This is a genomic window from Malonomonas rubra DSM 5091, assembly GCF_900142125.1.
Lineage (GTDB): Bacteria > Desulfobacterota > Desulfuromonadia > Desulfuromonadales > Geopsychrobacteraceae > Malonomonas > Malonomonas rubra.
Map to the genome: position 1 here is coordinate 97464 of NZ_FQZT01000011.1, position 22031 is coordinate 119494.

The 22031-nt window shown below is 44.8% G+C and carries 20 protein-coding genes; 7 read left to right on the forward strand and 13 right to left on the reverse strand.

All coding sequences use genetic code 11. The annotated features are described in order from the left end of the window. Window positions 1-3 precede the first annotated feature (3 nt). The 3 genes from BUB13_RS13995 to BUB13_RS14005 all read left to right on the forward strand — a co-directional run bounded on the left by BUB13_RS13995 (window position 4) and on the right by BUB13_RS14005 (window position 3081). Complete coding sequence (locus tag BUB13_RS13995; protein WP_072909392.1) at window positions 4-729, forward strand: DUF2726 domain-containing protein; 726 nt, start codon at window positions 4-6, stop codon at window positions 727-729. Window positions 730-776: 47 nt separating this feature from the next. After that, complete coding sequence (locus BUB13_RS14000; RefSeq protein ID WP_072909393.1) at window positions 777-2111, forward strand: hypothetical protein; 1335 nt, start codon at window positions 777-779, stop codon at window positions 2109-2111. 685 nt (window positions 2112-2796) lie between these two features. Then, window positions 2797-3081, forward strand: coding sequence for an integration host factor subunit alpha (locus BUB13_RS14005; protein ID WP_072909394.1), 285 nt, complete (start codon window positions 2797-2799; stop codon window positions 3079-3081). A gap of 69 nt (window positions 3082-3150) precedes the next feature. Here BUB13_RS14005 and BUB13_RS14010 read toward each other — a convergent pair whose 3' ends face one another. The 6 genes from BUB13_RS14010 to umuD all read right to left on the reverse strand — a co-directional run bounded on the left by BUB13_RS14010 (window position 3151) and on the right by umuD (window position 8111). Beyond that, entirely contained in the window at window positions 3151-4032 is an 882-nt protein-coding gene (locus tag BUB13_RS14010; RefSeq protein ID WP_072909395.1) for a nucleotidyl transferase AbiEii/AbiGii toxin family protein, read from the reverse strand. A 5-nt stretch (window positions 4033-4037) separates the two neighbouring features. After that, window positions 4038-5000: a type IV toxin-antitoxin system AbiEi family antitoxin domain-containing protein gene (locus BUB13_RS14015; protein ID WP_072909396.1), complete on the reverse strand. Its 963-nt coding sequence runs from the start codon at window positions 4998-5000 to the stop codon at window positions 4038-4040. 268 nt (window positions 5001-5268) lie between these two features. Continuing rightward, window positions 5269-5853, reverse strand: a complete 585-nt coding sequence (locus BUB13_RS14020; protein WP_072909419.1) for a mobile mystery protein B — start codon at window positions 5851-5853, stop codon at window positions 5269-5271. Beyond that, entirely contained in the window at window positions 5853-6320 is a 468-nt protein-coding gene (locus BUB13_RS14025) for a mobile mystery protein A (protein WP_072909397.1), read from the reverse strand. The genes BUB13_RS14020 and BUB13_RS14025 overlap by 1 nt, the downstream gene beginning before the upstream one ends. 103 nt (window positions 6321-6423) lie before the next feature. Continuing rightward, window positions 6424-7683: a translesion error-prone DNA polymerase V subunit UmuC gene (gene umuC, locus BUB13_RS14030; protein ID WP_072909398.1), complete on the reverse strand. Its 1260-nt coding sequence runs from the start codon at window positions 7681-7683 to the stop codon at window positions 6424-6426. After that, window positions 7680-8111, reverse strand: coding sequence for a translesion error-prone DNA polymerase V autoproteolytic subunit (gene umuD, locus BUB13_RS14035; protein ID WP_072909399.1), 432 nt, complete (start codon window positions 8109-8111; stop codon window positions 7680-7682). The genes umuC and umuD overlap by 4 nt, the downstream gene beginning before the upstream one ends. 170 nt (window positions 8112-8281) lie before the next feature. On the opposite strand from umuD, the gene BUB13_RS14040 reads away from it, so the two are divergent. Beyond that, window positions 8282-8482 carry a hypothetical protein gene (locus BUB13_RS14040; RefSeq protein ID WP_072909400.1) on the forward strand — a complete coding sequence of 67 codons (201 nt, stop codon included), beginning with the start codon at window positions 8282-8284 and terminating at the stop codon, window positions 8480-8482. 265 nt (window positions 8483-8747) lie between these two features. On the opposite strand, the gene BUB13_RS14050 is transcribed toward BUB13_RS14040, so the two are convergent. Next, on the reverse strand, window positions 8748-9620 hold the full coding sequence (locus BUB13_RS14050; protein ID WP_072909402.1) for an ArdC family protein: 873 nt from the start codon (window positions 9618-9620) through the stop codon (window positions 8748-8750). A gap of 415 nt (window positions 9621-10035) precedes the next feature. Here BUB13_RS14050 and BUB13_RS14060 point away from each other — a divergent pair, with 415 nt between their 5' ends. Further along, window positions 10036-10722: an SOS response-associated peptidase gene (locus BUB13_RS14060; protein WP_072909404.1), complete on the forward strand. Its 687-nt coding sequence runs from the start codon at window positions 10036-10038 to the stop codon at window positions 10720-10722. 194 nt (window positions 10723-10916) lie between these two features. Here the strand turns inward: BUB13_RS14060 and BUB13_RS14065 are convergent, their stop codons facing one another. The 3 genes from BUB13_RS14065 to BUB13_RS14075 are packed head-to-tail and all read right to left on the reverse strand — an operon-like array spanning window position 10917 to window position 14207. Further along, on the reverse strand, window positions 10917-11576 hold the full coding sequence (locus tag BUB13_RS14065; protein WP_072909405.1) for an ANTAR domain-containing response regulator: 660 nt from the start codon (window positions 11574-11576) through the stop codon (window positions 10917-10919). Then, the gene (locus BUB13_RS14070; RefSeq protein ID WP_072909406.1) at window positions 11566-13470 is read right to left on the reverse strand and encodes a sensor histidine kinase; all 1905 of its coding nucleotides are present in this window, start codon (window positions 13468-13470) and stop codon (window positions 11566-11568) included. The genes BUB13_RS14065 and BUB13_RS14070 overlap by 11 nt, the downstream gene beginning before the upstream one ends. Next, the gene (locus BUB13_RS14075) at window positions 13470-14207 is read right to left on the reverse strand and encodes a membrane-associated sensor domain-containing protein (RefSeq protein ID WP_072909407.1); all 738 of its coding nucleotides are present in this window, start codon (window positions 14205-14207) and stop codon (window positions 13470-13472) included. The genes BUB13_RS14070 and BUB13_RS14075 overlap by 1 nt, the downstream gene beginning before the upstream one ends. A gap of 667 nt (window positions 14208-14874) precedes the next feature. On the opposite strand from BUB13_RS14075, the gene BUB13_RS14080 reads away from it, so the two are divergent. Then, window positions 14875-16602, forward strand: a complete 1728-nt coding sequence (locus BUB13_RS14080; protein WP_072909408.1) for a methyl-accepting chemotaxis protein — start codon at window positions 14875-14877, stop codon at window positions 16600-16602. 198 nt (window positions 16603-16800) lie between these two features. On the opposite strand, the gene BUB13_RS14085 is transcribed toward BUB13_RS14080, so the two are convergent. From BUB13_RS14085 to BUB13_RS14095, 3 genes are all read right to left on the reverse strand, one after another. Continuing rightward, complete coding sequence (locus BUB13_RS14085) at window positions 16801-19092, reverse strand: ATP-binding protein (RefSeq protein WP_072909409.1); 2292 nt, start codon at window positions 19090-19092, stop codon at window positions 16801-16803. Between the two features lie 422 nt (window positions 19093-19514). Next, the gene (locus BUB13_RS14090; RefSeq protein ID WP_072909410.1) at window positions 19515-20432 is read right to left on the reverse strand and encodes a mechanosensitive ion channel family protein; all 918 of its coding nucleotides are present in this window, start codon (window positions 20430-20432) and stop codon (window positions 19515-19517) included. Between the two features lie 266 nt (window positions 20433-20698). Continuing rightward, window positions 20699-21712 (reverse strand): sensor histidine kinase, encoded by a 1014-nt coding sequence (locus tag BUB13_RS14095; protein ID WP_161947659.1) that lies wholly within the window; start codon window positions 21710-21712, stop codon window positions 20699-20701. 121 nt (window positions 21713-21833) lie between these two features. On the opposite strand from BUB13_RS14095, the gene BUB13_RS14100 reads away from it, so the two are divergent. Then, a partial coding sequence (locus BUB13_RS14100; RefSeq protein WP_482796768.1) for a transposase occupies window positions 21834-22031 on the forward strand: 198 nt, incomplete at its 3' end.

Consider the following 22031-nt stretch of genomic DNA (forward strand, 5'->3'; position numbering starts at 1 on the left):
AAAATGGAAGGCCTAATATTTCTTGTAGTTATTGCGGTCATCATTAAAATTCTCACGGTTATATTCTCCTCCCGTAAAAATGACAATCTCAGAAACTTTCCATATGAAAAGCAAGCTAGGCTCCTCAGTCCGGCTGAGCGTTCATTCTTTGGCGTTCTGGAACAAGCGACCGGTGATTCATACCGGATTTTTACAAAGGTTCGGCTTGGCGATCTGTTCAAGGTCAGGTCTGGGCTTGATTACAAAGACAAGTTGAGAGCTTTCAATAAAATTTCAGCGAAGCACATAGATTTTGTCATTTGTAGCCCTGAAAGCATTGAGGTGTTAGCGGCTATTGAGTTGGATGATAAAAGTCATACGCACGCCAAGAGGAAAGCTCGGGATAAATTTGTAAACCAAGTTTTCGAAGTGGCAGGTTTGCCCTTGGGCCGGGTTCCCGCGAAAAAAGGCTATACTTCAGCGGATGTTCAAAGAGTACTATCTCAGATTTTGGATACTGGGACAGATGGTGAGCCAGAAGAGATCGACCAAGATTTTATTTTTGGTGACGACCACAAGCTGCCTGATGATTCTCCCAAATTTCAGTATTCTGCGAAGTCCAAGCCGCTATGCCCATCTTGTGGAAGCATAATGGAGGCAAATTTGATTGGTGACGGAGAGGGGAGAGAATGGGTTTGTTCTAAGGTTCCGATCTGTACTGAATGTTTGGTAGTTAAATGTAATCATTGAAATTGAGTTTGATTTGTCATTTCTTCGAAGAAAGGAAGTGCGGGGCGTTGTCCGATAAAATTATAGAAATAGCACAAGAGTACTGGCACACATGGAAAGGTTTGCTCTTATCAATAGCAGCATCGTCTCTGATCCTTTCAGTCGTTTTAGGACAACTTAAATCAACGGATCTTATCTCTGTAATAGCATATTTATTTACAGCGATCCTTGTTTCTCTCGTTTGGTATTTTGCAAATCTATGTCCTAAAACTGAAAAAGGAAAACTTGGATTTGTAGTAAGCATAAGAGGGACAAGTGATGCAGAACAGAAAAAAATTAGTGATGATTTTATCTATAACCTGAGATCTCTTCTTAAAAGAGGTCCTCTCGGTAAAAACGTTGATTTTATTGAAATATCAAAAAACATTTCTTCAAAAATTAATGATATTGATGATGCACAGTTGCTTAGAGCAAAAACAAAAGCTAAGTTTCTTATATATGGCAGGATAAGAATAAGAAAAATAGATGGAAATGACTGCAATATATTAGAATTAGAAGGGATAGTTTCACATGCAGATTTGCCAAAAGAAGTTAGTGAAAAACTAGCAAATGAGTTTGGAGAACTTTTCCCAAGAAGAGTTAATATAAAATCTGAAAATGATCTTTTTTCATTTAATTTTACTACAGAATGGACAGAGGTTGTTGCTAAATATGTTATTGGGATTGCTTCTGCTCTTTCTGGCGATTTGGATTATGCAGAAGTACTATATAAAGATGTCCAACAAAGTCTAGAAGTGAAACAAACAGACTTTCCTGTTTTTGAAAAACTTAAAAATAGAATACCCAAAAGAATTACTGAAATAAATAAGGCTAGATCAAACATATCTCTTAATGAATGGAGAAAAACACATGATAAAAATGAGCTAGAAAAATTTATATCAAGTTTAGACAAGGTTGATGATTCTGCGGAATCTGATTATGGGACCTTATTGCTTAAGGGTATAAAGGTTTTTCTTTGCTCAAGAGATGTCGATCTTGCTTTGTCATATGTTCAAAAGTGTAAAAAAATTGATGACCCTATCTGGCATTTCAACTCTGCTTTTCTTCATGCCTATAAGGGTGACCTTGCAAAAGCAATAAGAGAATATAGGATATGCTCAAATTATGATATTGCCGCTATCACCATATCCCAGGTTGAAAGTTTTTTGGTTTGGATTATTGAAGAAGAACCTGATAAATATCAATTTTACTATTGTTTAGGTTTTTTTAACTGGAAGATAAAGGGTGATGAAAAAAAAGCTGTAGAAGATTTCCAAGCATTTTTGAAATATTCAACGGGAGAATTATTTACTAAGGAAGTCTGCTTGGCTCGGAAGTGGATTGGGGAAATTGAAGAAGAATAGATTTGAAGATTTGTGAGTCTATATATAATTGTGACTTTCGGGCTTTGAGGGAACGGTGGAGAGACGTTGTTAGCTAGCCCATGGGCAAATTCACATGTTTTTTCACCGTCGCATAAGATAGGTTATGTAAACTTTGCAAGAGCAAAAGCCTGACCCTACGTTAAAACTCCACTATGGATCACCTGGCAGATAGTTTCAAAACAAACGGGTGCGGTGCTGGAAGATTATGGTTGGATGGAGTGCTTTGATAGCGGATTTTTGTTCTTCCTAGGACGGTTTTCTCTTTCACTGTTTCAAAACCCACCCAGGTATACTTCATCGCGGATGCTTTCCTCGAATTTTTTACAGATTGTCAAACCCGAGGGCCTGGTCCGCTGGTTCCGAGGTTTTTCACCGGTTGCCGATTGGGACTCGTAATAATCCGGCTCTTAAATGTTTTCATACAAAAACAGTCTTCCACTCATCGGAAGGCTATTTTCTTCACTAATTTCATACTGTATGAAAAGATTACGCGACTAAAAGCCTTGATTTAACGTATTAGTAATCAATTTCATACGATTTAGCCCCCTTTTTGTGGAATTATCGTAAGCTAAGCGCCGGCACTATGATTATTTGAAAAGAAGGAGAATGACAGTAATTTCAAAGGTGTGCATAATGGCGGTAAGTTTTTGCCAAGGAGGAAGTTGTGTCACTCACCAAGAACGATCTTATTGAACATGTCTACCTGACTACAGGGTTTTCGAAGAAAGAATCCTCTGGGATTGTCGAAGAAGTTTTTGAAACCATTAAGTGCACCCTGGGGACTGGGGAGAATGTGAAGATCTCTGGTTTTGGGAACTTCACGGTTAAACAGAAAGATTCTCGCGCTGGACGAAATCCTCAGACTGGAGAAGCTATTGAGCTCTCAGCCCGTAAGATCGTGTCATTTAAGCCTAGCATGAGCCTTCGGGACGAGATTAACGAAGACTGACTTCCCCTGAAGGGCTGATTGTTGTCTGAAGTGAAAGTTGGCACATATCGCAGCTATGTGGTCACGGTGTTATGTCGGTAGAGCGAACTCAAAAGGTATAACCCCCTGCTGCTCCCAAAGAGAAACTATTGAATCAAGCGCTTCCTCGGCGGTTTTAAAATCAATGCCGCGAGGGATAATCGATTCATTTTCAAATGCCGCTTTTGTTTCGCTCCAGCTTTCCTTAAAGCTGATGCCGCCCCGGCAGTCTATGTAGCGAGATTCGCACGCCAACTGAAATTCTTTTCCTGCTGTCGCCCAGAATGTTTCGTCCGTTATGGGTTTGTTTTCTAAAATCCGGGTGAGATCATATAAATCCTTTACTCTGATCGCTTCCCCTGGCTTTTTCATCTTTTCCCTATAAGACGGTAAAGTGCTTAGGAATGCTCGAGCTTTTTCGCCGGCAATTCTTTCCAAAGTGTAGGCTCTGATGGTGGAGCCGTTCCATTGTATTTCATCAATTGAATCTTCTGTAAGGGTTTCAGGGGCTGCGACATCGATTGTAAGTGCTGGTAGCCCTCGAACTCCAGCCAGCTGATGGTCAATCAAGGTTATTTTTACCTGGAAAGCATTCCAGCCCTTTGGGTGTTCGACACGCGGTTTGAGATCGACTTTTACTCGACTGACCTCAAAGCGAACGGGGGACTGCTTTTCAAAATATCTTGATACGGCAAGTGGAATGTGTGTTTCTAGAAAGCTCTTCTGATCACTACGATCAGGGACCTGTAGGCTGAAGTCGGTGTCCAGGTTGCTATCAATGTCGAGAGAAAGCCTGTCTGTTCCTAGCCGACGATTAAGGATAAGGGCACCTTTAAAGATCAGAACATCCCTTATCTCAGCATTTTCTGACAGGGCTGAAAGAACTTGGGAGAGGGCCTCATATTTCCATAGGTTGATTAAATTTTGTTCCATGGCTATTACGGGATAAAAATATTCCAGCTAGGGTTAATTCGTTGGAAAGCGTGTCCCTTTAATAGGGGGATGGTGATTTGGTCCGCTGAGGTTTCTGCCTCTTTTTTTGTGTTTTCCAGGAATCGGTTCAGTTCAGCCTTTGGCTGGTAGCCAATAAAGTCAAGCAAGGCCCCTAGCCTGCGATTGAGCGAAGCGGATTTGATGCTGTTCAGCAAATCGAGAAGGGCCTCTTCGTCTATTGAGTCGATATAGTTCTCCCACGCCTCGAACACTACTTCTGCCCCGCCGCAGTGGATAGGGTAGCTTAAGGTGTCGAGCAGTGTTTGTTCTTTAGAGGTTATTTTGATAGTTGTTCTTGGGTTCAGGATGCGCGTCTTGATTCCTGGGATTGTATTGCTATTTCGCTTTGTTGTGTAAAAAGGGACGCCTTGATAGGAAAAGCTGAGCGTGCCAATTTTTTTGGACGCCTCAGGTTGCGTGTCCTCATGTTTAGAATCAATGACCTGATGAGGACTTTGGGGGTTGCTTGGTTTGGGCGATTTGGTTAGCGTAGCAATGTGGTGATGGCTTGGAAATTGAGTGGACATCTCATAATAGGAAATCGCGCTGAAGTAGCAAATCACCCCGTCGGGTTTGTGGGCTTGTAGCATTTCAAAAGGGTCTGTGGTCTTGTCATGTGAGGCGCTGAGGCCGATTAGATAGAACTCTTTGGAGGGAGCGCTGCTCTCCTTTTTCTCTGTCGGTATTTCAGTTGCAAGGCCCATTGAGGTCAGCAGTTCTAAGATCTTGAGACCACTTGGAAATGTAGATGGCAGCTGCTTTTCTTTTTTTATAGCAGAGAATATTGAAGCTAAGGTATTGCGAGAGAGGCAGCGCGTTGACGGAATTCCTTGAGACGGGGCAACTAGCCTGTCGGAAAACTCTTTAAGAAATAAATCCCATTGCTTGGGGAGCGCGTGATCTGGCATTGACCCTCTTTGAATATCGGTAATCAGTGCTTATATCGAATATGCTTGCTAGCAAGCATATTCGATATAAGCACTGATGTCAAGTGACGGAATAAAAATGCATTTTTACAAGAAAGAAATTGTGGATGGAAATGTAGCGCTTGCCGAGAGTTTACTGCAGTTCATTATCTTTTATGCTTGCTAGCAAGCATAAAAGATAATGAACTGCATGTCAAGATATCACGATACATTCAGGATTTTCTGCTAGGGCCAACTATCATACCGCCTGCTACGAACGAACAAAAGCCAGTAAGGGGTCATAAGTGTGCTGATCAGCAGAACGAAGTGCATTGATGTAATTCCTTCTGCAGTCGCCAGCATTAGTTAAATTTTCTTGCCCCCAACTGAAACGTTCCTGCCCTAGTAAATGAACCAGAACAATGTCGGCTATCAGGCGAGCATGGCGGCCATTACCATTTGGAAAAGCATGAATGGAAACCAGTCGGTGATGGAAGCGAGCTGCTATTTCATCCGGCGGATAGGTATCAAACTCCAGCCAGGTACTGACATCATCAAATAGTTGACGTAGAGCCATTGGGATTTGCACCCATTCAATACCGATATTTTTCTGACTGCGGCGAAACTCGCCTGCCCACCGCCAGACATGCCCAAACATTTTCTTGTGCAGCGAGCAAACGTACTTCTCAGTTAAAATATCCTTCTGCTTGCGTCTGAAAACGGTGTCTTCTGCTTCATGGATATTTTCTTGTTCCCAGCGATCAAGCTCAGCTCTGGTCCTGATGTGCGGCAGCAAGAGGCCCTCTGCTTCGTCTGGATCTATTGGTGTAGCCCCTTCGGGATACTCAAAATCGATCATTCTTTCCTCCAGAAGTCCCTAGGCATGTCGCGTACCAGATCATCTACCTTGGACTGAAGCATTTTCTGACGTTCCTCACTTGAGACCTGCTGATTTTCGAGCAACATCGTATGAGAGGTGCGGGAAAAGCGCTTTTCAGCAACTTTTTGGGCCTGATTTCGAATAGTTTCTTCCAGGCTGACGCGAGGGACAACGGAATAAACAAAAACACAGTCCATTGCCTCTGCAGCTTGACGCATGCTCTTCAATGTAATGGCACCGGAAATTTCATCCTTTTCCATCTGCACAATGCGCGGCTGGCTGACTCCCATTCGTTCGCCCATTTGCTTTCCGGACATTCCCAGGGCTTCACGAATTGAGCGTAGCCAGCCTTTAACTGGGGGCTGGCTTGTCCTGATAACGCTTAGCTTCTTGAAAGTTGCGTCCAGCTGCTCTCGCATAATGCGGCGATGCTTAGATTGCATAATATAACCTTTAAGTTATTTATATTTACTTTTTTGATAATACATATGTTATAAAATATAAGCAAATAAATAATATATAGATTATAAAAATGATCAAGACAGGCTAGAATTCTACAAACGGCAAACTATCCCAGCGAGTTGTATAAGCTGGTGAAAGCCGTGCTTGTCGCATGAACCAATCTTTTTTCGGCCTTTGTCCGCCGAACCAAATGCCTCCAGCCCGTTGATTGATCAGATCTATTGCTTCCATTAAGCTCTTTGATTCAGGGCCGATAGCTGGGTCATGGAGCAAAGATAGTTGTTGCTGCTTTTCTGGGGAGAAGTCACTGAGCATAACGCCTGCTTTCGTGTATCGATGGCCATCTTTCCATATTTCTTTTAACAGTTTGGTGCTGAGAGATAACAGGTTTTGGGTATTTGAGGTCGCCTGAAAAAGACTCTGGGTTGCTGCGTTGCCGTAATAGGTCCCCAGGTTATCAAACGGGCTGGTTCTGATAAAAACGGTAAGAGCTGCAGCGATCCGTTTTTCTCTGCGTAACTTCTCTGCGGCACGCGCAGTGAATTCACAGATGGCTTCTCGCATCAATCTATATTCGGTGATTTTGTCACCAAACGAACGAGAACAGATGATCTGTTTTTTGGGCGGAGAAATTTCCTCCAGTTCGATGCAAGATTCTCCGTTTAGTTCCCGTACTGTACGTTCCATTACAACCGAGAAATGTTTTCTGACAAATTTTTGCTGAAGTTGTGACAGGTCATACGCCGTGTGGACCCCTATTGTCTTAAGTCGTTTTGTATGTTGCCGGCCAACTCCCCAGACTTCTGAAACGGGGACCCGTTGAAGGATTTTCGTGGATTGCAGGCGATCGGAAAGATCCACCACCCCTTCTTCTGGGAACAGTTTCTTGGCGGCGTGATTGGCAAGCTTTGCAAGGGTTTTGGTTGGTCCAGTCCCGACTGATACCGGAATGCCGACATGACGGAAGACTGTTCTCTTGATCCCTCCACAGTAAGCTGTCAGTTCGCGGAAACCGGACAGATCCAGAAACGCTTCATCGATCGAATAGATTTCAACGTGTGGGCTGAATGTTTCTAGGGTCTGCATCACCCTGGATGAGATATCTCCATACAGTGTGTAGTTTGAAGAGAAAATGTGCGCTCCATGCTGCTGTAGGAGATCCTGAACTTTGAATAGAGGTTCCCCCATCTTGATACCGAGGTCTTTGACCTCCTGGCTACGGGCAACAATACAGCCATCATTGTTCGAGAGAACGGCAACAGGTTGCGACTTTAGATCCGGCCGAAAAAGCCTTTCACAGCTTGCATAAAAGTTATTGCAGTCTACGAGGGCAAAAGTTTTCATGGTTTGCGGACCGAGTGGATAACGGTTGTGACAACACCAAAGATTTCCAGATCCACCCCTTCTGGAATGGTTATCGGCAAATGTTTTTTGTTCATCGGCACAAGCCGCAGCGCTGGCTTCAATTCAAGCCGCTTAACCGTCAATTCGCCACTGAGCTCTGCAATGATAATATCCCCGTGACGGGCTGTTAAAGATCGATCCACGACGAGAATGTCGCCGGAGAAGATCCCTGCTTCGAGCATGGATTCTCCCTGCGCGCGGACAAAATAAGTCGCAGCTGGCCGTTTGATGCATAGCTCATTCAGGTCGAGAGTTTTTTCACAATAGTCTGTTGCAGGAGATGGAAATCCAGCAGGAACGGCATCAAGGTAAAAAGGGATCGACAGGGACATAAATGTATCTGACTTGCCGAGCAAGACTGCATGCATAATCAACTCTCCATGGTGTGTGTTTCCCAGAATTGAACACGCCATTGTGTCGGATAATGTCACGATTCTATGCTGTGGTCTTTGGAAGATTTTTTGATAAAGCTCTCCCCTTCAATCAGAGATCTGTCAGGATTCCTCTCTATCATTAGAAAATCAAGGAGGGGATTCCTATGCAATATTCAAAAGTTTTGGTTCATGCGTTTTCAGTAGCAACAGGAAGAAGTATCGCCGAGGGGTTGATCGAGTTGGGTTTGTCAGACGTTGTCCAAGAAGAGGATGTTAAACAGCTTACGGCGGTCGAAGAGAACTATCTTCAGGAACTGTTATCGGACGAGGATTCCATCAGGTCGTGGCGCTACGTTACCAGTTAAATGGACTTGAAGCCCAATGGAACGGAAAAGTACGCTAAGGATTTACAACAGACGAAAAAAAGAGACCAGCCAAGCGGAGGGGGATGCGAGGCTGGTCTCTTCAGTTCGGAGCTAACGCCCCTCCTGATAACGTTGAATCTAACCGAGTGTCTGGGCAAAGTAAAGGGCGTTGACACTAAACTCAAATCGTAATCCAACGCCGGGGCGCAGCCCCGGAAAATTTTGAGGCAGGGAATTAGGTCCCCTGCCCCATTTGTTTATCAAATTATTCTGAAGATGCCTGGAACTCTCGTCCAAGCATGTGATCGGCTGCTTTTTGAGCTTGTGCGGCAGCGAGGATTACAAGCTTGGGGTCTTCGGAGATCTTCTTACGCCAGCCATCGATGTAGGCAGCTGAATTGTCGATAGTTGAGTTTTCGATACCGGCAATACCGCAAAGCATAGCGCTTCCCATCTCGGCCACAAGCTCCTCTTTTGAGTAGTTTTCTGAACCAAATTGAATACGTTCGGTGATCCCAGGACGATTAAGGCGGTTCTCGTGGCCTGTTGCATGGGTTAATTCGTGAAAGATTGCGGAATAGTATTCTTCCTGAGTGTGGAAGTATTTTGCTTTGGGAATCCAGACCTGATCTTGGCCCGGTGAGTAGCATGCTTGAGTTCCCATAAAAAGAATTTCAGGAGCGTTAGGCATACCGGCAACGATGGCCTCAGCTGCCTCAATGGGGTCCATATCCTCTCTGGTTTCAGCAGTTGGGATCTTTTTAGGGTTAATGCCTTCTGTCTGCTCAAGGTTCCAGACCAAGTAATAGCGTAACATCGGGATTTTCCGAATCTCGGCTTCACCGTTTTCTTTTTCAATTTCTTTATCCAGGAACTTCCAGAAAACGACGGGAGTACCTTTCTGGCCCTTGAGGACTTTCCCACCTAACTGCTTAATTTGCCTGAAAGAAAGCCACCAGGGAGAGGCGAAACCGCTGCAAGAAAGCATAAGTGGATTGATTCCACGGTAGGGCTTCTTGCTAATCAGGTTCTTAGGGGAGCCGCTTTCAGCGTTCCAAGGTTTACGCCAAGGCACTACACCTTGATCGAGCTTAGTGAGGATTTGATCGGTAATCATTTGATAGATTTCCTGGCTCATCTCTTCTCTCCTTTGGTTTGGCCGAACCGTAGATGTCGGCTAATAGGTTGTAGGGGGTTGGTTGTTTAAAACCTCATCCCCTGAGGTTGAGAGAAAAGAAGGAGAAGCCAGAGGAGCAAAGGCAAAGCGGAGCGGTTAAAAATGCGGAGGGTCTAGCGAAGCTGGAAACCGTATTTTTTATTGCCGGTGAGACGAAGCGAATACAATTTTCGGTAACTCAGGGGAGATGGTGGTCGTTTGAGATAAAACAAAAGCCCAGCCCAGTATATTTGGTGATGGGCTTTAAAATAGTAGGCATTGACTTGGAACTTATTGCCGTTCCTCTTCTGAAGGGTCAAAACCCAATGGAACGAAAAACCACGTTAAGTTAATAATCGGCTCAACATCAAATCTCAATCCAAGTTATGCTGTATTCATGTGTGGTCGAATTTCTCTTGGTTCAACAGCGGAAGCGATTGCCCAGATCCTTAGGGTCTCGGGCGTTCCTGAAGTAAAACCTCGCTGGAATATTGCTCCAGGGCAAAACATTCTTGCTATTCGATTGAATGAGAACAGAGAGCGCGCCCCTGCCCTACTCTTCTGGGGACTTATTCCTCCCTGGAGTAAAGATCGATCTATTTCTTACAAAATGATCAATGCACGGGCTGAAACGGTTTCCGAAAAACCTTCTTTTCGTGTTGCCTACAAATCGCGCCGGTGTTTGGTCCCAATTACAGGATTTTACGAGTGGAAACGGTCTGAAAAGAAGAAGATTCCATTTCATATCAGGAAAATTGATTCTTCATTGTTTACCGTAGCGGGCTTATGGGAATGCTGGACAGACAAGGCTTCTGGTGAGGTTGTTGAATCCTGTGCCCTTCTTACGACCGATAGTAATTCTTTGCTGACGCCGATCCATCACCGGATGCCGGTGATAGTTGGGGAAAAGCACTACGATGAATGGCTGGCAGGCGATTCTGAGCATTTAATGCGACTGCTTCTGCCGTATGAGTGGGATGGCTTTGAGGCAATCCAAGTGTCCGATTATGTCAATAATGCCCGTCATGAAGGGGAGCGGTGTCTTGAGCCTGTCTCCTACTTTGGCAAAGACACCTTATTTTAGATCGGTGACCCGGTAGCTGTGATAAGTGCCAACTTTTTTGCGCATCAAAAATCCTAAGAATATATGCAAGCCCTATTTGGCAGGACTTTTGGGAACGATGGGGCCTGACTTGATGGTCGCCATTTTGGCTTTTCACAAATGCTAAGATTTGACAAAATACTTGCCTCTAGAAATTTCCGGATTTAAATAAAAACTCACGGTTTTTGAGGGTCTAGCCTAGCCTTTATCCTGTCGCTATATTTTGAAAAGTGCTTCTCCATGCATTCAGGGCAGATACCATGTGATAATGTAGAGTTGGAATGGGCCTCAATATATCCTTCAACTCTTAGCCAATAACCCTGATCATCTCGAATATCTTTACAATAAGAGCAAATTGGAATTATCTCGCGCAGCTCTGCTATTTCTTCTTTTGCCGCTTCAAGCTTTGCTACGGTTGCCCTTAATTCCTGAACTAATTTTCTCTGTTCCATCAAATCATCGTGGCGAGCCACGGCAAGTTCAACCGCTCTTTGCAACCGATAAACATCAGGGGGCTTAACTAGATACGCCCCCACACCTGCCTTTTTCGCTTCAGCAAGAAATTCAGGTGACTCGTAAGCTGTCATCAATACGACAGGAATCTGAAATTCATCACGAATGGTTCTGGCTGCCTCTAAGCCATCCATGATAGGCATTTGTATATCCAAAATAGTAACATCGGGCTTATGCTTGCGAATAAGTTCCAGGGCTTGCTTACCATTTGCAGCCAATGCAACGGGCTCGTAACCAGCTAAAGATACTTTGTTTTCAACATCCTGCGAGATTAGATACTCGTCTTCCGCTATGACAACTCTTAACTTAGCATCAGGCTTCATGTGGTTCTTCTTTCACGCTTAAAATCGGGAAAAAAATATCGCTCCTGGCACCGTCATGATTACTGATCTTAAACTTTCCAGAGAGACTCATCTCTACAATCCCATTTATCATCTGCATACCAATACCACTGTCCGGAAAAGATCCATCTATCACAGATTGTGGATAGCCTGGTCCATTGTCCTGATAAGACAGATGAACTCCGTTATCCGCAGTGGCTTCAATATGGATGGTAACAACAATCTGTGAGTTCTCCGCTGCATATTTTGCCGTATTTGTCGAAAGCTCGTTAATAACCAAAGACACATTATGGGCTTGAGCTGCTTCGATGACAAAGTCTGATTCATTGATGATGATCTGGGGTGGAATGTCCCGTGGTAAAGTATTTCCAACAAGCTGGTGACAAAGATCTTTAAGCCCAATAGGTTGCCATTGATTGGCTGATAATAGTGAGTGTAGGATACTCAAAGCATTGACCCGACTTTTAATTTCATCAATGAATAGGGAGTAGCTTTCATCCTGGCGTTTCTTTGCCTCCAGATTGAGCATACCGATGATGAGAGCCAAATTGTTTTTGACTCGATGGTTCACTTCTTTAAGCAGCAAACCCCTCTCTTCCGACAGCCCCCGTTGTCGCTCTTCCGACGCCTGCCTCTGCTCCATTTCTGCGAGCAGCTTATGATTTGAGTTGTTCAACTCGATCAGGTTATCTCGAAAACGCAGCAGACCAGTTTGTATATTATCGATCTCATCATTGAGTTTCGGTTCCGGAATATCGATATCAAGATTCCCGCGAGTCAGTTCTTCAAGAATCCCTGAACTCAGCATAATCCGCCGGTAAATGTTATGGTAGGCGAGATAGAGGCTGAAAAGAATCAGAAAAAGCAATGTCAATGACGTCAGGGTTCCGACCCACAGCTTATTTTTTTCTTCCGCAATTGCCTTTTGGCTTTTTACCTCAAAATCTTCAAGTAATGCTTGGCTAATCAGGTTTAGTTTCTCTAGATTTTTGACCCCTTGCGGCAGATAGTCTTTAGCAAGTACGGGGGCAATCCCGGTTCGATCATATTCGTTCATAAAGGATTCTGCGACAGAGTAAAATCGGCCCAGATACTGATGCTTAAAATCATCGATTTCATCCTGCCGGGCTGGCCCTAGATTGACATTGGAAACAATACCAAGCCTATCCAGATAAACCTCAACCGCCGCCCGTCTTCTTTTGATCTCCGCCATTCTGGCAGAACTCAAACTGCTGATATTGAAGGAAGACGCTTTCAGGTAGGAAACAACCGGGCCGGTATGATCACGCAACTGTGACAGCAAGAAAAAGGCCTCAGCCACAGGGCGCTGCTCTGGCAACCAACGTTCCTTCTGCATAAGACTGTAAAGGATAAGTTTGAGATGCCCAATCTGCTCTGACATGGCATTGAACCAGAGATCATCAAGTGTCAGATTGCGCTGCTGAAAAGGCAGCTGAAATTGCTCACGGTAATCATCACGCAGCAACTTTATCCTGTTTAGGGTTGCAGCAATTTTTTTCGCGAGTTCAGGCTGATCAGTTTCAAGCCATGGTTGAGTGTCCCTCAATACTTCTGCAAACGCCAGATCTCCATCTCTGCCATGCTTGCTGAGAAAGTCGATCGATTTCTGCATCTTTTCCGGGTCGCCACGAAAATTCATGACCACGTTGACCCGGCCCCGCTCAAAACCATAGTGGCGAATCGTCTGAAAAATAGCTGAACAGGTTACTAACGCATCCTTATTGCTTTTGGCTTGAGCATAGTCCTTATAAAGACGCTGCAGGGAAAGGCTGCTGAAAATCAACACAATTAACATCAGCACGATAGACATGCTGAAAAAATAAACCAAAATACTGCGTTTTTGTGTTTTTGCCATCAGCTCCCCCGGTTGTAATAAAAATGAAACAGGTGAAGCAGAAGCAGGTAAGCGATCAGCTTAAGAACATGCCCTGCAGCGTTAAAAATTCCATAAACGTCCTGGTAGAGGGTAAACATCAGTTCACTGAGGATGGTTACGCCTAGGGCGCTAATAAACAGGAAATGCCCGCGTACTGAAAAAATCTGCTGGCGAAAAGAGATCAGCAAAATACTGATGATAAGCATGCTGATAATCACATATTCGGAGAGTACCTTGAACTGGGTCAGACCATAGCCATCAATAAAAGCATCGGGAAAGTGCCCGCTGAAAACTCCCGCAACGGCTATGCCTGTGACAATACCAGTGGCAGCAATGATCACAGCGATTGGCAACTGTTTTTGACACAAGGTCGCTACGAGAATACCTAGAGCGAGCACATAACGGCCAATAACCCAGAACTGAGTTGCAGCGTTGGCCTCGTGGACAGGCAAGAGGTCCATACCCTTGTACGCCAGCAGATGCATGATATCAACCAAAGCAACCGCACAGAGAGTGACCGCCAAGATGTTACAGAAGGTGCTACGCAGAGACTGTTCACTACGGAATACGACAACACCAGCATTCATGGCGAAAAAAGCGCACAGAAACTCAACCGTGATGTGGAAGGCAAGATAATTGAAAAACAACAAACCCAGAGTTGCGAGCAGAATCGCGACATCAAGCTTAAATAAAGTTTTTTCCTGAATAGCTTCCATCGTTCCTCAACTTCCAACAAGATATATTGGTACACCCTAATCCATTCTCCCGTATATTGCGACACTTTTGTCACCTCATTTATCGGTTTTTTTTGCGAAAGTCGTTGCAGCCGACCCGGATAGACTATGGGGATTGAGATTTTAGGATTTTAGAATATTGGCAAGCTAAGGCAAATCGCTCAAGATCCACATTTCAAAAATCGCCGACTTATGGCAGGGTTTTGAGCGGCTTGTAAATACCCGAAAACAGCCAAGCTGGATTGAGCGGTGACCTATGGCAGGAGATATGCGAATAGCTTGGCCTGGTTGGTTGTGATTCCAGGTATTTAGGTTTCTGAGTCTGAAGGATCTGCGCGTTTCAGATGTCCTACCACTAGATTTGGCCCTGAAAACGGGCAAAATCGGCCTACTGACAAAGCTTATCTTTGAATAAGAAATGCCTCTGAAAATTTCAGGGGCATACGTCATTTAACTCAGTAATTATCTCTTTAATGATTCTAGGTGGTTAGTTCGATAATCTCTAGTTGGTATTTTAGTTCCCTCCTCTTGCTTACAAAAGAAAGAGGTAATTATGACTGTATTGCTCATTTTTGCTTGATTTTGACCACATGTTGCCCTATATTTGCTCTTATTAATTATTGTGGACTTACTCGATTATGGAGAAGACATGAACGGACCCTCTGCTTTTGGCCTAGGCGCAAAACTGACTGCCTCGATTGCAGTCATTACGTTTGTAACACTGGCACTCGTCTTTACTTCGGTTTTCGTTCTTAATGGACAGAAAGATGATTCGACAGTTGTCAACATTGCTGGTCGGCAACGCATGCTTAGTCAAAAAATGTCAAAAGAGGCTCTCTCTATTGCAGCTGGGCTAGAAGTTTCGTCGAACCGTGACAGCCTAAAGCAAACTGCCGATCTCTTTGCGAGCAGTTTAAATTCACTGATTAATGGTGATGAAAAGCTCAACCTCCCTCCGACCCAAAACCCTCAAATTCTAAGTCAGATGCGGCAGGTCGAAGTATTATGGGACAATTTTTCTCCGCATATCGATACATTCGTTAACCCTGCAAGTACTGAAGCTGCTCGTAGTGTGGCCGCAGAATACATCTTGCAGAACAATGTGCCGCTGCTCAAAGAGATGAACTCAGCAGTCGGGATGTATGAAAAGCACTCTCGGGGAAAAGTTGGTACGTTGAAAACAGTTCTCTATGCTGGGGGGCTGATTGCTCTGATAGTTACCCTGCTTTGCTGGCTTGCCATAAATCGCAAAGTTGTCAGACCGGTGAGAGACGTGGTGGAGATGGTGAAGGGGATGGAGCAAGGCAACCTGGATAAGCGTCTTGACATGAAGCAAAACGATGAGATTGGTCAACTGGCGACCGCAATGGACTTATTTGCTGAAAATCTTAAAAGCGAGATATTGACTGCTTTCAATCGTTTAGCTACCGGAGATTTTACTTTCCAGGCGAAAGGGCTTATCGCCAAACCCCTCTCTGAAGCTAATCAAAAACTCTCAGAAACAATTAAAGCCGTTCAGTCTGTAAGTCATAAAGTTGCTGCTGACTCTCTCCAGGTCGCTACAACCAGCACAGAGCTTGCCGATGGTGCAACCCAACAGGCCGCCGCGCTGGAAGAGATTTCCGCTTCGATGACTGAGATGAATGAACAGACTGAAAATAACACCAGAAATGCAAGTCAGGTCAGTACTCTCTCCGCACAGGCAAAGCAGTCTGCAGAACGCGGAAACGACCAGATGCAGTCGATGGTAAAAGCTATGTCAGAAATTAAGGAATCTGGTGACAATATTAGCAGAATCATAAAAGTCATTGACGAAATCGCTTTCCAGACAAATCTTCTGGCGCTTAATGCTGCAGTTGAAGCTGCTCGTGCCGGACAGCACGGGAAAGGTTTTGCTGTGGTCGCAGAAGAAGTTCGAAATCTGGCCGCGCGTAGTGCCAAGGCTGCAAGCGAGACAACCGATCTGATTAACAGCTCAGTTGAGAAAACTGAAAATGGTTCACAGATTGCGGATCAAACGGCTAAGGCTTTAAGCGAAATTTACGACGGTGTTGTTAAGGTCTCTGGATTAGTCGATGAAATTGCGGCGGCCAGCAATGAGCAGGCTCAAGGGATTGCCCAGGCGAACGAGGGCCTTAATCAGCTTGACTCTGTCAATCAGAACTCAACTGCCATAGCAGAAGAAACTGCTTCCATTTCTGAAGAACTGTCGGGACAGACGAACTATTTGCAGAAAATGCTCAGTTGCTTCAGTATCACTGGTGGAACAGTTGACGTTGCTGCTCCCAAAATGCCAGAATCGAATAGAACTTCTCAAGCGCCACCCAAGGGGGTCCAGAATGAACATCAAGCAATTGGTTGGGGTGGGATGAGTTAGGAACTTAACATCAAATTGGATGATAGCGAATTTGGAAAATACTAATAGGTAAATCCATTCTCTACATAGCCGTGTGAGTGGCTTGACTTGACTATATAAAAGGCTTAGTTGTTGGAATCTAAGCCTTTTACGTTCTGAAACTTACAACTCACGGGATATGAGGCTCGATATCTCGCCTAGTCTTTCGTGGTTTATAGTTTAGGCGTTGGTTCGATTTGTTATTATACAATTTTTAACGACCTGCGCGAGTTCTTCTCTTCCCAGTGGTTTCACACAAAACGCACTGATCCCCAGTTGTTCAGCATCTTTGGGAGACACTTGGGAGCTGTAGCCTGTACAGAGAATCAGCGGTAAGTCAGGCCTGATACTCTTGATCTTCTGAGCGAGATCTTTGCCGGTCAAATCGGGCATGGTCTGATCGGTCATGATGAGATCAAAATTGTCTGCATTCTGTTCAATCATCTTCAGGGCGTTGAGTGGCTTCGGTTCGGCGGTTACTTGATAGCCAAGTTCTTCAAGAATATTCTGATACGTCGCAAGAACCATTTCATCATCATCGATAATCATTATTCTCCCGGTTCCCCTTGGGATAGCGTTGTTTTGTTCTTCTAAAGGAACATCTTCATCTTCCAATCCCTCAGGAAAGTAAAGCTGGATAATGGTTCCTTGGCCGATTGCGCTGCTGACCTTGATAAATCCATTATGCGAATCAACGATTCCGCGGACAGTGGCTAAGCCCATGCCGGTGCCTTCCCCGGCCTCTTTCGTTGTAAAGAAAGGATCGAAGATTTTTTCTGCGACAGCTTCGGAAAAGCCTCCTCCTGTGTCGCTTACCGTGAAGCAAAGATAGGTTCCCGCTTTTGCGTCGGGGTAGGCGATGGGATCACGGGGATTGAACTGAACGCAGTCCAGTTTGATTGTCAGGTCTCCCATTTCGTTCATGGCTTGAATAGAGTTATTGCAAAGGTTGATCAGGGCTTCCTGGATCCGGGTAAAGTCCCCCATAATTCTGGACCTGCCGACGAGTGGGGAAACCTCCTGCTTGAAAGTGACTGAAGTCGGAATCGTCGGTGCGAGCAATTTCATGGTCTCTTCCAATATGTCCACAGCCGGAACGGTGCGTAAATCGCTTCCACTGGTGCGGGAATAGATCATAACCTGCCGAATCAGATCTCTTGAGCGCATTAGAGCCATTTTTGCGTTTGCCAAAAAATCCTGAACCTGCTCCGAACACCGGCATTTAAGTTGTGCCAGCTCTAAATTCCCCAGGATGATTGACAGGTTATTGTTGAAGTTATGCGCCATGCCACCAGCCATCTGGCCGACAGCTTCCATCTTGTGCTTCTGATAAAGTTGTTCTTCGAGTTGCCTGTGGGCTTTTTCTACGCGATTTCGTTCCGTCACATCATAAAACATGCCGAGCATCAGCTCCCGGTTATCCAGGTTGAACTTTTGAGCTTTGATTTCAACATCAACGATTTCCCCAGAGGCTCTCTGCAAACGCTCTTGCAGAGTTTCGCTGGCCTGGCAATCGCGATGATAAAGGAAAAAATCGGTCAACCCTTCCGGCTGATCTTTTGAATGAAGAACTGATGGGGGCTTGCCGAGTAATTCGCCTGCGGGACGCTGAACCATGTCGGCCAGCTTGTCGTTACATTCCAGGAGTTCACCTGTCTTAGCATCGGCAACGGCCAACCCGACATTAAGCTCATTGAAAAAAGTCCGAAATTTGGTTTCCGAGGTTTCGGCCCGGCTGCGTGCCGTGGATTCATTGATCAGTTTTTGACGGATAACGCGATAGGTATATCCGATAAAGGATGTGCCGAGCAGCCAGACCAAGGCCATGCCAGATGAATGCTGGTAGACATTGCCCAAAAAAGCTTTCCGATAGGGCTCCAAAGGGACGGAAACGCTGATCCCGCCACGGATTTCACCCAGCTTGTATCCTTGTTGAGCATGGCATTTCAAACAGATTTCCTCGGTAATCATTGGCAGCATAAGGCGCTGATAAGGTTTCCTGTCGATGACGGCCTGTAACGTGGCCTCTTTGGCTCCCTGATGAAAACTTTCGAGTGCCGATTTTTCCCAGGGGTCAGGTGCGTTTTCTGGTCGCAAAGGATTCAGGCTGGTAATGTGCCCCTGCGTGCCGTATTGGCCAAAGGACAGTTCATGGACCTGCCGGGTCATATACGCGGGGTTGACCAGGGTCAATTCCATCCCGTCGGTGGTGGTCACATCTCTGGCTGGAATATGTGCGAGGTAAGGGTTTGCAGGGGTATAAGAACTTTTCTTGACGTAAACGCCACCTTGCGTTGCCGCCCAGCGCCGATAAACCAAATCTTTATTGTAACTGCCGCGGGCTTCGGAGATTGCCATCTGCCGGATAAAATCTTTTTCCGACTGTCTTTCGAGATACCACAGCCCAATAATCACAAATGTCCAGGCAAGAAAACCGACCAACCAGATAAATTTTAATTTATGTGTTTGCATGGATCCCCTCATTCGGCGGCGGTTTTGAAAATAAAGAATTTGTGGCGTAGGTGAGTATACTTCGCTGCAAAAATACCCTTTTAAGAAGTGTGGAACAGTGGAAGGAATTTTTTATAAAAGGCAAAGCTCTCACAATGCCTGAAATAAACCCTGACCCTATAAAGAAACCTTTACACAGAAAGCCACAAATTACAAGTCACTAACTTTCAAGAGGTGAATCACGTGGAGCCTTATCAATATAAAAGTTATTCAAGGCTATTACTGTAAAAGCCTAGGAGGTGAATTCAAAAATCAGAGTTTCACTTTTGAAAAAGAATTTCAGACAGATCAACCAATTTTCAAATCTAGGAAATTTCTTTTTGCATATATGGTCTCCCCCCATATTGCAAGGGCATTAGCTAAACGTGAGTAGCAGGTCATGGTCAACAGTCGACCTTCCCTTTAAGTTTTTCATATAGCTCGACTTCAAAGGGCCGGCTTTCCTCACCGCGATAGACAGTAAGATGCGGAAACGGGATCTCAATTCCCTGTTCATCAAAAAGATATTTGAGGCGGCGCTGAAATTCCCGGCCGACAGCCCACTGTTCGATCGGCCGGGTTTTGATCCTACCCTTGATCTCAACCGCCGAATCTCCAAACTTATTCACCCCAAACACTTCTATATCTTCAATGATTTTTTTCCTGAAAACTGGATCCTCGCGCAACTCCCGACCGACCTGCTTGATCAGTTCGATGACACGATCGGTGTCTTCTTTATAGGCCACGCCGACGTCAAAGACCCAAGCCGACCAGGTGTGAGTCATATTGCTTAACGTGCTGACCGTGCCATTCGGAAAAACATGGACAGTACCGGTCAGGTCGCGCAGCACGATGGTTCGGAAATTGACTTCATCGACCAGACCACCAGTGCCGTTAATAACCGCAACATCGCCAACCCTGACTTGGTTTTCAAGAATAAAAAAGAATCCGGATATCACATCGCGCACCAGATTCTGTGCCCCGAAACCAACAGCGAGTCCTAATATTCCTGCACCAGCGAGAATCGGTGCGATATCGACACCAAGCTCCTTAAGGATGACGAGTATAAGAACAATCCAGAGGGCCAGGCTTGCTGCCTGCCGAACAAGCTTAATCAAAGTCCCGACCCTCTTTGAAGCCTCAGACAAAGGTTCGTCTTCGGCTTGATTATTCTGAATCAGGCGCTTTTCAAGTCGGTTCAAAAGCGCCTTCATCAGTCGCATGGCGACCAACAGGATCAGCAGTATCAAAAAAATCCTAACCGAAGAGTTGATCAAAACCTTCCAATTCAATGCATCAACATAGGCTTCAATAATATCCATAGCCTCTCCTTTCCATCCATTGATATATAAATACTAGACGGCAAGTAACAGAACATCGCTGACACGCAGCATGGTTTATCGGTCTTTGTCGTTAAATTTCTCGACTTGGGCTTTACCCTGTTACTAAAGACTGGTCTCCAAACAGCCGAGTGAACACAGGGCATTATCAAACTGATAATTGTCAGGTATTCCTAGCAGTAACCAAATGGCCAAAGTTGCGCGCAGAACGTCTTTACCTAATTTGGAGCCTCGGTTAGCAATATACTTTATTGAACTGACAGTTTCTCTCCCTTGAGCGCCTTAGGCAATCGCTGAAATTTCAACCCGAAACACGCTCCGCCAAGCATAGAGGAAGCGGCTATTTTCATGTCAGCATTATGCTGCTGACAGCAAGTCTTGTATGAAAGTAGGCCAAGGCCTGTTCCATTATTTTTTGAAGTATAAAAAGGTTCCAAGATCTGCTTAATTTTATCTTGTGGGATACCTGGGCCATCATCGTGTACCTCAATCAGAACACTATCTCCCTCTTTAACCAACCTCACTAGAATCTGACCATTTTTATTCGTTGCCTCTGCAGCATTCAATATCAGGTTCATTAAGGTTCTTGATAGCAACGGAGCGTTAATTTTGGTGATGATACCAGGTGCAATTTCGCTATTAAGTTCACAACCTTTTACATTTTTATGCATTTTCGCAAAGTCAACTGTTTGTTCGACTATTTTTGAGAGATCTCCTTCAGCCTTCTGGCCTGGGATATGCCCTTTAGAGGCAGCAAGCATTCGTTTCGTGAGTTGCGTTAACTTGTCTGATGCAACAGAAATGTCCTCAAGTCTTTTTCTGTCCTTTTCTGATAACTGCTCCGATTTTTTCAGAAGGACAATATTGCCGACGACGGTCCCCATTAAGTTATTGATATCATGACAGATTGAAGAACAAAAGAGCCCGGAAATTGCGTTACGCTCACTGGCAACAAGAGCTTTGTTTTGAGATATTATTAAAGAGTCTTTTTGCGAGATTTTTCTAAAAATATGATAGGAAGATAAAAACAAGATAAGTCCTGTCACCACTGTGAAGTAAATCCCTTTTTGTAGCTCAAGGGCTGCTAAATCAGTGACTGACCCTGAATGACTTTGTGCTATTTTCCCCGAAAGAAAAATATACAAGGCAATCAGAACAACATAGACCGCTGCTAAAATTGAGGCGAGCAGTAATGGCTGCAATTTTGATTGTTCTTCGACACCAGATCTGAATCCGGTATTTTTTAGCTGTGAGCTTTTCACCATAAGCCTCCTAACAGGTTGTTGAAAAACAATTAGCTCAACCCCTTGATTTCACTAGGGACGGCTACACGAATTTGTTATAATTACGCGCATAACCATCCGATATTTCAGGAGAAACGTTATGCGCGGTGATGACCAGAACCAACAGGCCATGTTCAGTTATGTCTCACCGGAACAACGGGTTCCCAAGGATCACCCCTTGCGTCCGGTTCGGATCATGGTTGATAACGCGCTGGTCAATCTGGCTCCTTTATTCAAGGAGATGTACTCACATACCGGCAGGCCTTCGATTCCGCCGGAGCAGCTTCTGCGAGCACTG

Coding starts and splice junctions, on each gene's coding strand:
- BUB13_RS13995 (WP_072909392.1), top strand. CDS start 4: ATGGAAGGCCTAATATTTCTTGTAGTTATTGCGGTCATCATTAAAATT.
- BUB13_RS14010 (WP_072909395.1), bottom strand. CDS start 4,032: ATGGAACAAAATTTAATCAACCTATGGAAATATGAGGCCCTCTCCCAA.
- BUB13_RS14015 (WP_072909396.1), bottom strand. CDS start 5,000: ATGCCAGATCACGCGCTCCCCAAGCAATGGGATTTATTTCTTAAAGAG.
- BUB13_RS14025 (WP_072909397.1), bottom strand. CDS start 6,320: ATGCAATCTAAGCATCGCCGCATTATGCGAGAGCAGCTGGACGCAACT.
- umuC (WP_072909398.1), bottom strand. CDS start 7,683: ATGAAAACTTTTGCCCTCGTAGACTGCAATAACTTTTATGCAAGCTGT.
- umuD (WP_072909399.1), bottom strand. CDS start 8,111: ATGCATGCAGTCTTGCTCGGCAAGTCAGATACATTTATGTCCCTGTCG.
- BUB13_RS14040 (WP_072909400.1), top strand. CDS start 8,282: ATGCAATATTCAAAAGTTTTGGTTCATGCGTTTTCAGTAGCAACAGGA.
- BUB13_RS14050 (WP_072909402.1), bottom strand. CDS start 9,620: ATGAGCCAGGAAATCTATCAAATGATTACCGATCAAATCCTCACTAAG.
- BUB13_RS14060 (WP_072909404.1), top strand. CDS start 10,036: ATGTGTGGTCGAATTTCTCTTGGTTCAACAGCGGAAGCGATTGCCCAG.
- BUB13_RS14065 (WP_072909405.1), bottom strand. CDS start 11,576: ATGAAGCCTGATGCTAAGTTAAGAGTTGTCATAGCGGAAGACGAGTAT.
- BUB13_RS14070 (WP_072909406.1), bottom strand. CDS start 13,470: ATGGCAAAAACACAAAAACGCAGTATTTTGGTTTATTTTTTCAGCATG.
- BUB13_RS14075 (WP_072909407.1), bottom strand. CDS start 14,207: ATGGAAGCTATTCAGGAAAAAACTTTATTTAAGCTTGATGTCGCGATT.
- BUB13_RS14080 (WP_072909408.1), top strand. CDS start 14,875: ATGAACGGACCCTCTGCTTTTGGCCTAGGCGCAAAACTGACTGCCTCG.
- BUB13_RS14085 (WP_072909409.1), bottom strand. CDS start 19,092: ATGCAAACACATAAATTAAAATTTATCTGGTTGGTCGGTTTTCTTGCC.
- BUB13_RS14090 (WP_072909410.1), bottom strand. CDS start 20,432: ATGGATATTATTGAAGCCTATGTTGATGCATTGAATTGGAAGGTTTTG.